13 protein-coding genes are annotated in these 11,796 nt (G+C 69.6%); 6 read left to right on the forward strand and 7 right to left on the reverse strand.

All coding sequences use genetic code 11. From position 1 onward, the window contains the following. The first annotated feature begins 68 nt into the window (after positions 1-68). Together AC5JOC_RS04285 and AC5JOC_RS04290 are read left to right on the forward strand one after the other, a co-directional pair. A complete protein-coding gene (locus AC5JOC_RS04285; protein WP_229939713.1) occupies positions 69-521 on the forward strand; it encodes a MarR family winged helix-turn-helix transcriptional regulator in 453 nt (150 codons plus the stop codon). Positions 522-526: 5 nt separating this feature from the next. Continuing rightward, complete coding sequence (locus tag AC5JOC_RS04290; protein ID WP_274500179.1) at positions 527-1,942, forward strand: MFS transporter; 1,416 nt, start codon at positions 527-529, stop codon at positions 1,940-1,942. Positions 1,943-2,057: 115 nt separating this feature from the next. Here the strand turns inward: AC5JOC_RS04290 and AC5JOC_RS04295 are convergent, their stop codons facing one another. Both AC5JOC_RS04295 and AC5JOC_RS04300 read right to left on the reverse strand, forming a co-directional pair. Then, on the reverse strand, positions 2,058-2,987 hold the full coding sequence (locus AC5JOC_RS04295; protein ID WP_494245507.1) for a methyltransferase family protein: 930 nt from the start codon (positions 2,985-2,987) through the stop codon (positions 2,058-2,060). Between the two features lie 28 nt (positions 2,988-3,015). Next, positions 3,016-3,396, reverse strand: coding sequence for a DUF3054 domain-containing protein (locus tag AC5JOC_RS04300; protein ID WP_064295756.1), 381 nt, complete (start codon positions 3,394-3,396; stop codon positions 3,016-3,018). A 127-nt stretch (positions 3,397-3,523) separates the two neighbouring features. Between AC5JOC_RS04300 and AC5JOC_RS04305 the strand changes: the two genes are divergently transcribed. Next, entirely contained in the window at positions 3,524-3,817 is a 294-nt protein-coding gene (locus AC5JOC_RS04305) for a DUF4287 domain-containing protein (protein WP_192019139.1), read from the forward strand. Positions 3,818-4,016: 199 nt separating this feature from the next. Here AC5JOC_RS04305 and AC5JOC_RS04310 read toward each other — a convergent pair whose 3' ends face one another. From AC5JOC_RS04310 to AC5JOC_RS04330, 5 genes are all read right to left on the reverse strand, one after another. Further along, positions 4,017-4,625, reverse strand: coding sequence for a CPBP family intramembrane glutamic endopeptidase (locus AC5JOC_RS04310; RefSeq protein ID WP_494245509.1), 609 nt, complete (start codon positions 4,623-4,625; stop codon positions 4,017-4,019). Positions 4,626-5,056: 431 nt separating this feature from the next. Further along, entirely contained in the window at positions 5,057-5,902 is an 846-nt protein-coding gene (locus tag AC5JOC_RS04315; RefSeq protein WP_079706431.1) for a transglutaminase family protein, read from the reverse strand. Next, the gene (locus AC5JOC_RS04320) at positions 5,899-6,828 is read right to left on the reverse strand and encodes an alpha-E domain-containing protein (RefSeq protein ID WP_064295753.1); all 930 of its coding nucleotides are present in this window, start codon (positions 6,826-6,828) and stop codon (positions 5,899-5,901) included. The genes AC5JOC_RS04315 and AC5JOC_RS04320 overlap by 4 nt, the downstream gene beginning before the upstream one ends. Continuing rightward, positions 6,822-8,531: a circularly permuted type 2 ATP-grasp protein gene (locus AC5JOC_RS04325; protein ID WP_192006286.1), complete on the reverse strand. Its 1,710-nt coding sequence runs from the start codon at positions 8,529-8,531 to the stop codon at positions 6,822-6,824. The genes AC5JOC_RS04320 and AC5JOC_RS04325 overlap by 7 nt, the downstream gene beginning before the upstream one ends. 212 nt (positions 8,532-8,743) lie before the next feature. Next, positions 8,744-9,685, reverse strand: a complete 942-nt coding sequence (locus AC5JOC_RS04330; protein WP_494245511.1) for an aldo/keto reductase — start codon at positions 9,683-9,685, stop codon at positions 8,744-8,746. Positions 9,686-9,843: 158 nt separating this feature from the next. On the opposite strand from AC5JOC_RS04330, the gene AC5JOC_RS04335 reads away from it, so the two are divergent. The 3 genes from AC5JOC_RS04335 (at position 9,844) to AC5JOC_RS04345 (ending at position 11,763) form a co-directional block, all read left to right on the forward strand. Next, on the forward strand, positions 9,844-10,284 hold the full coding sequence (locus tag AC5JOC_RS04335) for a GNAT family N-acetyltransferase (RefSeq protein WP_192019136.1): 441 nt from the start codon (positions 9,844-9,846) through the stop codon (positions 10,282-10,284). Positions 10,285-10,378: 94 nt separating this feature from the next. Next, positions 10,379-10,810 carry a hypothetical protein gene (locus AC5JOC_RS04340; RefSeq protein WP_494245513.1) on the forward strand — a complete coding sequence of 144 codons (432 nt, stop codon included), beginning with the start codon at positions 10,379-10,381 and terminating at the stop codon, positions 10,808-10,810. A 29-nt stretch (positions 10,811-10,839) separates the two neighbouring features. Next, a complete protein-coding gene (locus AC5JOC_RS04345; RefSeq protein ID WP_494245515.1) occupies positions 10,840-11,763 on the forward strand; it encodes an SMP-30/gluconolactonase/LRE family protein in 924 nt (307 codons plus the stop codon). Positions 11,764-11,796 lie beyond the last annotated feature (33 nt).

Raw genomic sequence — 11,796 nt, forward strand, 5'->3', positions numbered from 1 at the left:
CGTGCACTGTCGGTTGGTGACAGTTCGCGGGTTTACTTAGGGTGGCTAATTTGCTAGGCTAATGAATCGTGGCAAGCGGAGCAGCGACGAAGACCAGGGCACTGACGATCGCCGAGCAGGCGTCCGAACTCCGGATGGGCACCTTCCGGCTCGCGAGACGACTGCGCGGGGAGAAGTCGGTCGACGACCTCAGCGATCCGCAGTTCTCCGTCCTCGGAGGGCTCTACAAAGAGGGCTCCGCAACCCTGCGGGCACTGGCCGAACGCGACCGCGTGTCCGCGCCATCCATGAATCGCACCGTCAACTGCCTCGAAGAGGCCGGGTACGTCACCCGAGAAACCGACGCGGCCGACCGCCGGAAGGTCACCATCGCCCTCACCGAAGCGGGCCACACCACCGTCACCGAGACCGTCCGGAAACGCGACGCGTGGATCACCCAGCAGCTGCGCGCGCTCACCCCGGACGAACGCGACACCCTCGCCCGCGCAGCCGAGATCATGAGGAGACTCGCCACCCAGTGAGTGCAATGTTCCGTTCCCTGTCCAGCGTCAACTACCGCATCTGGTTCATCGGCGCCCTCGTGTCGAACGTCGGCGCCTGGATGCAGGCCACCACCCAGAACTGGGTCGTGCTGACCGACCTCACCGACAACGACGCCGTGGCCGTCGGCGCCACCATGGCCCTGCAGTTCGGGCCGCAGCTCGTCCTCGTGCCGATCACCGGTCTCATCGCCGACCGCTTCGACAAGCGGAAGATCCTCATCCTCACCCAGTCGAGCCTCATGCTCCTGGCCGCAGCGCTCGGCGCCCTGCTCATCTTCGGTCACGCCGAGCTGTGGCACATGTACCTCTTCGCGCTGGCCCTCGGCATCATCAACGCCGTCGACGGCCCGGCCCGCCAGACCTTCGTCTCCGAGCTCGTCGACGAGCACAACATGTCGAACGCCGTCGCGCTCAACTCGGCGTCCTTCAACGCGGCGCGCATGGTCGGCCCCGCCATCGCCGGTCTCCTCATCGTCGCGATCGGCTCCGGGTGGGTGTTCGTCGTGAACGCCTTCACCTTCCTCGGCGTCATCGGCGCCCTGTTGGCCCTGCGCACCGGCAAGCTCCGTCGCGCGCCGCGCCCACCGCGGGCTCGAGGACAGTTCGTCGAGGGCTTCCGCTACGTCCGCGGGCGGCCGGACCTCATGGTCGTCTTCGTGATCGTGTTCATCATGGGCGCGTTCGGCATGAACTTCCCGATCTTCGCCTCGACCATGGCCGTCGAGTTCGGCAAGGGCGCGGGCGAGTACGGCATCCTCTCGTCGGTGCTCGCGATCGGTTCCCTGACCGGGGCACTCCTCGCGGCGCGGCGGGCGCAGGCCCAGATGCGGATGATCGTCGGCGCGGCCGGGCTCTTCGGGGTCGCTGCGCTCACGGCCGCGTTCATGCCGAGCTACTGGTCGTTCGCCGCCGTGCTGATCCTCGTCGGCTTCTCGACGGTGACGCTCCTGACCACCGCGAACGGACTCGTGCAGACGAGCACCGAGGCCGCCGTCCGTGGCCGGGTGATGGCGCTGTACATGGCGATCCTCATGGGTGGCACCCCGATCGGCGCGCCCATCGTCGGGTGGGTGGCGAACACCTTCGGGCCGCGCTGGGCGCTCGGCCTGGGCGCACTCGCCGGGTTCGCCGCCTGCGCCACCGGCCTCGCCTACGGGGTGTTCCGTCATCACCTCCGCCTGCGCGTGGCGCCCGACTCCCGCTGGCGCCTGCAGTTCACCCACGACGGCGTCGTCTCACCGGTCACGCCGGAGGACTTCTCGGAGCAGATCGCGCTCACCTCGCCGATCCCGCTGCCGAAGCCGAAGTCGCGCGCGAAGGCGCCCGAGCCGCGTTCGGAGTCGCGTCCCGAATCGTCGCCGGTCGACGAGTCGACGACCCTCACCGGCTCCCGCCGCTAGACGGTCCTCCGCTCCGACCCGCTCGGCGTTCACAACTCCTGCATCCTGCGACCGCCGGGGCTCCCGGGCGGGCGGGGCGGCGGGCGACGCGGCCGGTCGTCACCGGCAGCAGGAGTTACGAACGAGCCGCCACCGGACGGAGGCTCGGGACCCAGCACCGCAGGTCCTCGCGGTAGCGGCGGTACGGCTCGCCGAAGCGCGCCTCGAGGTCGGCCTCTTCGACCGGCCGGACCAGGACGTTCCAGACGACGGCACCGAAGACCGCGTAGACGACCACGATCCAGGACGACAGCAGGAGTCCGACGCCGACGCCTTGGACGATGCTGCCGACGGCCATCGGATTGCGGACGAAGCGATACGGCCCGGCGATGACGAGTCGGTTCGGCATCGCGGCGGGCAGCGGCGTCCCACCCCCGGTCGTCGCCATCGCGGCTGCGGACCAGAGCCCGACGACGCTCCCGAGCACCACGACGACGATGCCGGCGATGACGGCGAACTGCTCCGCACCCGGCGGCAGGGCGATCGCGACCCGCCATCGCAGCTCGAAGAACCGCAGGACGGCGGGGATCACCGCGAGGAAGACGCCCCAGAACGCGACGATCTCGACGGCGGTCCTCACGAGTTGCGAACCGGTCGACGCCGACGCATCGGCTGGGCGGAACGCGAACGGCCCGATGGCGATCCATGCTCTCGGGATCCCGCCGGTGAGGACGAGCGCGAGTGCCGTGACCGAGCCGACCGCGGCGCCGACCATCAGCAGGGCGCCGATCCCCGCCTCCTGGGTCACGGCCGCGAAGATCCCCAGTGACACGGTGACCAGCAGCGTCCATCCGGTCGCGAGGATCGCCGCCCATCGGATGGCGCATGCGGCGAGCGCCGAGGCGACGACGAAGAGTGGGACGTCGAGCACGGCCATGACGACGGGGTCGAGGCTGCCGAGCGTCGCCGCACGGACGGGCGGGACGAGGAACACCGACACCCACCATGCTGCACCGGCGAGGGCCTGCACGGCGAAGTACCAGCGCCCCCAGCGCTCGGCGCTCATGTGATCGTCGGTGTCGGTGTCGGCGGCGTCATCGGCGTCGGCGGGCGATGAGCCACGCGACGAAACGCCACCCCAGGAGGAGAGCGGCGAGGACGAGGACGGTCACGATGACGAAGCTGAGTTGGACGCCCTGGCCGGAGACCGCGCGCAGCACCATCCCGACGACGACGGTCGACACCCAGACGACGACGCCGGCCCAGCGGACGGAGCGGGTCTCGCGCTGACCGAGGACGAGCGCGAGGACGTGTCCGACGAGGAGCCCGACGGCGAACGGCCACAGCGTCACGAGGAGTCCGAGGATGCCTTCGCCGTGGCTGGCGCGGCCGATGAGGACGAACACGATGACGGCGAGGAGGTCGATGCCGACGGTCGCGGCGAATCCGGCGGGGGTCCTGCTGGGGCGGTCCATCCCCTCACCCTATTGGCGTCGCCGCCGCCCACCCTGGAGGGAGGCCGCATGGCGCGCTGCGGGGCCTGTCGCTCGGTGCCGTCGCTGGCTACGATGGCGCTGACACCCGATCGACGAAGGAGCCGTCATGTCGTTCCAGGCCTATCTCGATGCCGCCGAGGCGAAGACCGGTAAGACCCCGCGCGAGCTCGTCGACGAGGCGCACGCCCGCGGCTTCGACGCGTCGACCAAGGCCGGCGAGATCCTCGAGTGGCTGAAGACGGACTACGAGCTCGGCCGGGGTCATGGGATGGCGCTCGTCCACGTCATCAAGAACGGTCCGACGATCAGCGAGAAGCACGTCGGCACCGACGGGGTGCACCGCGACGAGTCGACCGAACTCTGGCTCGACGGAGCGGCGACGAAGCCCGCCGCCCCCTGACTCCCGTCCGGGTTGCTGCCAGCGCGGTGCGCTCGCGTGAGCGCGGGTCTGTGGCGTGAGCGCGCCCCTCTGGAGACCCGCGGTCACCCGCCAGACCCGCGCTGAAGCCTGAACACCGCCGCTCGCGTCAGCGCACCGCGCTGGGCCCGGGACACCGACATTCGCGTCAGCGCACCGCGCTGGCGGGCGGACACATCGCTCAGTACCAGAAGATCGGGATCCAGTCGCGATGGTGCGCGTGCACGATCGCGAGGAAGACGATCGCGTCGAACAGCAGGTGCACCGCGAGGATGTAGCCGAGCGACCGCGTCTTCGAGAACAGGTAGCCCTGCAGCAGCGCGAACGGGAACGTCAGGAGCGGACCCCACGAGCGGTAACCGAGTTCCCAGAGGAACGAGACGAAGATGACGGCCTGCAGCAGGTTCGCCTGCCAGACCGGGAAGTGCCGTCGCAGCAGGGCGAAGCAGGTGCAGATGAAGAACAGTTCATCCCACGTGCCGACCGCGTTGACGCCGACGAAGAACCGGCCGAGTTCCCCGGCGTCGCTGATCACCGGCCAGTTCTCGTAGGCGCCGGATCGGATGAAGTAGAACGGCAGGATCGCCCAACCGAGGAGCGGGACGGCGAAGAGGTAGGCGATCTCGCCCTTCGTCTTCTTCTCGCGACTCCGCCAGGGGAACGTGATCGCCTTCCGCCGGTACACGAAGCGGTCGATGAGGAACGGGACACCGACCGCCAGCAGCAGCACGGTGCCGATCCGGAAGAAGCTCGGCCAGGAGACGTCGGCCTCCACCGACGTGGTCGACACGATGCCGATCCCGATGGCGATGAGGAACAGGTCCTTCGCGAGGTCGCGGTCGATGAGGATCGCGGTCGACGAGCGCGGCGACGAGGAGCGGGTAGCCGGCGAGCGGCTGCATCAGGCCGAACAGACAGAACGCCGACGCCGCCAGCAACACCGCGGGGATCAGCTTCATCGGGCGGCGGGCCGGGACGATCATCTCGGTCTGCATGCCGATGATCCTACGGGTGTCGCCTCTACGGACTCGTGCCAACGCGGTGCGCTGACGTGAACCGCGCTCGAATCGGCCCCAGCGCGGTGCGCTGACGTGAGAACGCCTGATCGGGCGTGACCGCGGGCCGCACGCGCGGGCGCGACCCTCCGGAGACCCGCGCTCACGCGCATGACCCGCGCTCGCGTCAGCGCACCGCGCTGGCAGCACGCAGCCCCACGTCGGGTCAGGCCTCTCGGGTGATCTCGACCTTCACGAAGAGCTTCGAGCGGTAGGGGCCCGCGTACACACCACGGAGTGGGGAGACGTCACCGTAGTCACGACCCCGCCCGATGAGGACGTGACGCTCGCCCACGTCGACCATGTTGGTCGGGTCGAATCCACGCCAGTCACCGCAGAACCACTCGACCCACGCGTGCGACTCCCCCGTCACCGTCTCGCCGATCGCCGCATGCGGCTTCGGGTGCAGGTACCCCGACACGTAGCGGGCCGGGATCCCCACCGAGCGCAGCGCTCCGAGGACGATGTGCGTGATGTCCTGACAGACGCCCTTGCGGTTCGCCCACGCCTCGGCAGCGGTCGAGTACACACTCGTGACGCCCTGCACGTAGTCCATCTGCTCGCCGATCTCCCGGCTGATGGCCATCGCGGCCTCGCACGGGCTCTCGTAGCGGTCGGCGATGGTCCGGGCGAGCTCGACGAGATCGTCCGGCGGGGTCGTGCGGCGGGTCTGTTCCAGGTGCTCCACCCGCGTCACAGCGGCCTGGGTCGCGATGTCGAGCTGCTCCCAGCCGGTCGGGTGCGGCTCGTGCTTACGCGGCCGGACCTCGACGAGGCTCGTCGCCGTGAGCGAGAGCTCCTCGTGCGGCGTCAGCACCTCGAACGCCGAGACCTTCATGCCCCAGTAGTCGGTGTACGTCGACTGCGACGCCCCCGGCTGGATGTCGATGTGCGAGTACAGGACGTACTGGTCCTCGGTCGTCACCGGCAGCATGCGCGCCTCGTTGTACGAGGCGTTGACCTTGCCGCCGTAGGAGAAGCCCGTGCTGTGCTTGATGTGGAGCCGGGTCATGAGTTCTCTCCGATCCACGCGGGCACCGCATGAGTGGGGAAGTAGCGTTCGCGGATCGCCTCCGACACCTGGCTGGTGACGTTCTGCACGGCGTCCATCCGACCGGGGAGGTCGACGAGCGTGTCCTGGATGGGCCGGTACTCGAGGTCGCTGCGGATCTGACCGAGCAGGCGCTGGGCGGAATCAACCGTCCCGACGCGGCCTCGGCGCGGTTCGAGGTCGCGCATGCACTCCTCGGCCCGACTGATGGAGAACATGACCGACCGGGGGAAGAGCTGGTCGAGCAGGAGGAACTCGGCCGCGTTCTTCGCGCTCGGCATGCCGCGGTACGTGCGCAGGTAGGCCTCGTAGGCGCCGCAGGAGCGGAGGATCGTCGTCCAGGACGGACCGCTCGCCTCGGTGAGCGACCGCGTCGCCAGGAGTCGGGCCGTCATGTCGGCGCGTTCGAGGCTGCGACCGAGGGTGAAGAAGCGCCAGGCGTCGTCACGACTCGTGGCGGAGTCGACGATGCCGACGGCGAGGGCCGAACGCTCGCGCACCCACCCGAAGAACTCGTGCACCTTGTCGCTCGCGACGCGACGCGGCATCCGGGCACGGGTCGTGTTGAGGCACTCCCAGAGCTCGGTCGACACGATCTCGCGGGCGCGCCGGGCGTTCTCGCGGGCGGCGCCGAGCGAGTAGGCGATCGACGCCGGGTGCGTGCGGTCGACGGCGAGCTGCGCGAGGACGTCCTGGCGGGTGAGCTCCTGGTCGGCAGGCGCGTCGCTGCCCATGACGGACAGCAGCGACCGGCAGGCGGTGTCCTCGTCGATCCACGGATCCTCGAGCAGCAGCTGCAGGTGGACGTCGAGGATGCGCGCGGTACCGTCACTGCGTTCGATGTAGCGGCCGATCCAGAAGAGGCTCTCGGCGATGCGGCTCAGCATGATGCGTCCTCCTGCGTCGACCCGTCGGCAGCGGGCTCGGCGAGCGTCTGCTGCTGTTGCTCCTGCTGGTCCTGGTTGCCGGCCGGACGGTCCTGGGGCGAGTGCTCGGGGGTCGTGCCGTGGTCGTAGATGATCGGGATCGACGTCGTCTCGGTCGTGGCCTGCTCGGCGACGAGACCCTGGATGTCGTGCGAGGACGCCTCGGGCGCCGCGTTGGGATCGAACGGACGTCCGACGACCCAGGTGTCCTTCGAGCCGCCGCCCTGGCTGGAGTTCACGACCAGCTGCCCCTCCGGCAGGGCGACGCGCGTCAGGCCGCCGGGCAGCACCCAGACGTCGTTGCCGTCGTTCACCGCGAACGGTCGCAGGTCGGCGTGGCGGGGACGCATGCCGTCCTCGACGAGCGTCGGGATGGTGGAGAGCATGACGACCGGCTGCGCGATCCAGCCGCGCGGGTCCTCCTGCAGCTTCGTCTTGAGGGTCGCGAGCTCCTCCTTCGACGCGTCCGGACCCACGACGAGGCCCTTGCCGCCGGAGCCGTCGACGGGCTTGATGACGAGCTCGTCCAGGCGGTCGAGCACTTCCTCGAGGGCGAGCGGGTCCTCGAGACGCCAGGTGTCGACGTTCGGGAGGATCGCGTCCTCGGCGAGGTAGTACTTGATGAGGTCGGGCAGGTACGTGTAGACGAGCTTGTCGTCGGCGACACCGTTCCCGACCGCGTTCGCGATGGTCACGTTGCCGAGGCGCGCGGCGAGCATGAGCCCGGGCGAACCGAGCATGGAGTCGGCGCGGAACGACAGCGGGTCGAGGAACTCGTCGTCGACACGGCGGTAGATGACGTCGACGCGCGTGGGCCCGGCGGTCGTGCGCATGAAGACCTTGCCGCCGGAGCAGAAGAGGTCGCGGCCCTCGACGAGCTCGACGCCCATGAGCCGCGCGAGCAGCGTGTGCTCGAAGTACGCGGAGTTGTACACGCCGGGGGTGAGGACGACGACGTTCGGGTCCTCGACGCCGGGCGGGGCCGACGCACGCAGCGCCTGCAGGAGCTTGTTGGGGTAGTCGCCGACCGGACGGACGCGCATCGACACGAACAGCTCGGGGAGCGTCTGCGCCATCACACGACGGTTGGAGATGACGTAGCTGACGCCGGACGGGACCCGGACGTTGTCCTCGAGGACACGCATCTGACCGTGCTCGTCGCGGATGAGGTCGATACCGGAGACCTGGATGCGGACGCCGTTCGCCGCCTGGATCCCGTAGGCCTGCCGGTGGAAGTGCGACGACGAGGAGATGAGCTTCGCGGGGATGACGCCGTCGCGTACGGCGAGCTGCGGGCCGTAGACGTCGGCGAGGAAGGCCTCGAGCGCCTTGACACGCTGCTTGATGCCGGCCTCGACCTGCGTCCACTCCTGCTGCTCGATCACCCGCGGGACCGCGTCGAGCGGGAACGGACGCTCCTCGCCGGCGAAGTCGAAGGTCACGCCCTGCGCGAGGTAGGAGCTGGCGAGGGCGTCGGTGCGGCCTCGGAGCTCCTCCTGGGTCATCCGTGCGAGGGAGCTGTAGATCTCCTGATACGCCCGCCTGGCGGTCGCACCACCCGCGTGTTCCGCCGCCTCGCCGAACATCTCGTCGAAGGCGGGAACGCCGCCCGGAGTCTTGCGCGGGGCGAGCGTGCCGCCATAGCCGTTGAACAGGTCACCCATGGGCCGACTCTACCGGGACACATGTTGCCGGGGTGTTTCGGAGCGCGGAGAGGACGCCCCACCGGCCACCGAGCCACCCCACCGGCCACCGGCAGCTTGTCGAGGTGCGCCCTTCGACAAGCTCAGGGACCGAAGGAGGTCGCTCAGGGACCGAAGGAGGTCACTCAGGGACCGAAGGAGGTCGCTCAGGGACCGGCGGGGTGAAGCGAGCCCTACGCGACCGAGGCGGCGGTGAGGGCGGCCAGCTCGTCGGCGGAGAGCTCGAGCGTCGCGGAGGCGAGGAGGTCGGGCAGCTGCTCGACCGTGCGGGCACTCGCGATGGGAGCGGCGACGGTCGGCTGCGAGCGGAGCCACGCGAGCGAGACCGTCGCGACCGAGACGCCGTGGGCGGCGGCGACCTCGTCGAGGACCGGCAGGAGCGCGGCGTGGTCGGCCAGGTAGGCCTGGGCTCCCTCGGCGCGGACGCTGTCGACGCTCGACCCCTCGCGGTACTTGCCCGTCAGGAAGCCCTTGGCGAGCGAGAAGTACGGCAGCACCGCGAGCTGCTCGCGCTCGGCGATCGTGCGCAGCTCACCCTCGAAGTCGCGCTCGACGAGGTTGTAGTGCGGCTGGAGGGCGATCGGGCGGTGGAGCCCCTTGGCCTCGACGATCTCGAACCACTCGGCGATGCGCGCTGCGGAGTAGTTGGAGATGCCGAGGTGGCGGACCTTGCCGGCGTCGACGAGCGACGACAGCGCGGTCACCGTCTCCTCCAACGGCACGGACTCGTCGTCGAAGTGCGCGTAGTAGAGGTCGATGTGGTCGGTGCGGAGGCGCTCGAGTGAGGCGTCGGCGGCCTTCAGGATGTTGTCGGCCGCGAGCCCCTGGAAGTCGGGGTGCTGGCTGACCTTCGTCGCGATGACGAGCTCGTCGCGGTTGCCGCGGAGTTCCTGCCACTCGCCGATGAGTCGCTCGGAGTCACCGCCGGTGTTGCCGGGTACCCACGCGGAGTAACCGTCGGCGGTGTCGATGAAGTTACCGCCACCCGCGACGTAGGCGTCGAGGATGTCGAACGAGGTCTGCCGGTCGGCGGTCCAACCGAACACGTTGCCGCCGAGGTTCAGCGGGAAGACGGACAGGTCGGACGTTCCGAGGGTGGTGCGGGCGTGAGTCATCTGATGATCCTCCAGAGGTTCGGTGCATCGCTGGTACTTCTCCTCACGCTAAGCCCGCAGACGGCTCGACTATTCCGTCGTGTCGCCCGATGACGAGCGGGCCGCCGAGGCCGGACTGGCTCTCCACGGCCCGGCACCGACCGTCCTACAGTGGGCCGATGGGCTACCGCATCGACGACTCGAAGGACCGCATCGACCGCGACATGGTCTGGGGCGCGTTGCGAGCCGTCTACTGGGCCAAGTGGCGCAGCCGAACCGACGTCGAGGCGCAGATCGACGACGCCTGGCGGGTTGTCGGCGCCTATGACGACGAGACCGGTGAGCAGGTCGGCTTCGCACGAGCGGTGTCCGACGGCGTCGGCTTCGCCTACCTCGCCGACGTGGTGGTCCTCGAGGCCCACCGCGGCCACGGACTGGGCAAGCGGATCGTGCAGGCGATGATCGACGACGGTCCCGGCGCGCACTTCCGGTGGACACTCTTCACGAGCGACGCGCACGGCCTCTACGAGCAGTTCGGGTTCACCGATCCCGGCCCGACGGCGCTCGTCCGGCCGGCCGCGCAGCTGCCCGTCCACCCGAGCCAGGTGCCGACCGCCTGAGATGCGGCGAATCGTCGTCGCGCGACGGCGACTCGAACGACGAATCGATGCACCTCACCGCAGGCCTCCAGCCGCGACGGGCTAGCGTTGACGTATGTGGATCTCCGACGACGGCCGGTACAACATCGTCGACGTGCCCGCGGAGGCGTATCCGGGGCGCGCCTATCTGCTCGAACTCGTCGCCGGTCTCGAACCCGACGAACTCCAGACGCTCGTGACCCGCATGCAGGCGTTCGACGACGCGATGATCGACCGGCTCGAGGTCCTCGTCGACGACGAGGCACCGGAGGTCGCGCCGGACCCGGAGCGCGAGGCACCGTACGTCGACGAGATGATCCCGCGACGCGTCCTCGACTCGATCGACTGGGACGCGATCCTCACGCCACCGTTCCGGATCGAGGCGATCGACGTCGCCGGTGACCGCTGGCGCATGGACGCGTGGGCCTTCCTGGAGTCGATCGTCGAGCCGCCCGTCACCCGACCGAGCGCCCGCAACCTCGGCTCCTCCCCCATCGACCCGGCGTAGACCGGCACCTGCCGAATAGGCTGGGCGTCATGACCGACGACGACGTCACCATGACCGATCCTTCACCGCTGCTCGCCGAAGGAGCCGTACTCGAGCACCTGTACACGGGCGCGATCTGGAGCGAGGGGCCCGCGTGGATCGCGGAGACCGGCCGCGTGCGCTGGAGCGACATCCCGAACGACCGCATCCTCGAGTTCGACACCGCGACCGGTGAGACGGCCGTGTTCCGCGACGGCGCCGAGTACACGAACGGCCGCACGATCGACCGCGAGGGCCGGGTCGTGCAGTGCAGTCACGGGCGCCGCGCGGTCGAGATCGAGGGGCCGGACGGCCCGGTCACGCTCGTCGACCGCTGGGCCGGCGGCCGTTTCAACTCCCCGAACGACGTCGTCGTGCACTCCGACGGCTCGATCTGGTTCACCGACCCGCCCTACGGCATCGACGCCAGCGGAGAGGAGGGCCACCCCGGCGAGCAGGAGTACGGCGGGTGCTACGTCTTCCGCTTCGAGCCGGACACCGGAGCGATCGAGCCGGTGATCACGGCGATGGTGCACCCGAACGGGCTCGCGTTCTCACCCGACGAGTCGATCCTGTACGTGTCCGACACCGCCACCGCCGCCCGCCGGATCGCGGCCTACGACGTCGCAGCAGACGGCGTCTCGGTCGTCGCCGGCGACACCCCCGGTCGCACCTTCGCGAGCACCGCGGTACCCGCGTCCGACGGCTTCCGGATCGACGTCGACGGCAACGTCTGGTCGTCGGCGGGCGACGGCGTCGAGGTGTTCGACCCGTCCGGCGCGACCATCCTGCGCATCCCGGTCCCGGAGCGCACCGCGAACGTCTGCTTCGGCGACCCCGACGGCCGCACCCTCTACATCACGGCCAGCACGTCCCTCTACCGGATCCGAACCGCCACCCGCCAAAGCCCGCGAACTGTCACTCCAGCACAGTGACGGGGCGCTGGACTAGCGGTTGGTGACAGTTCG

Source organism: Plantibacter sp. (assembly GCF_059073635.1).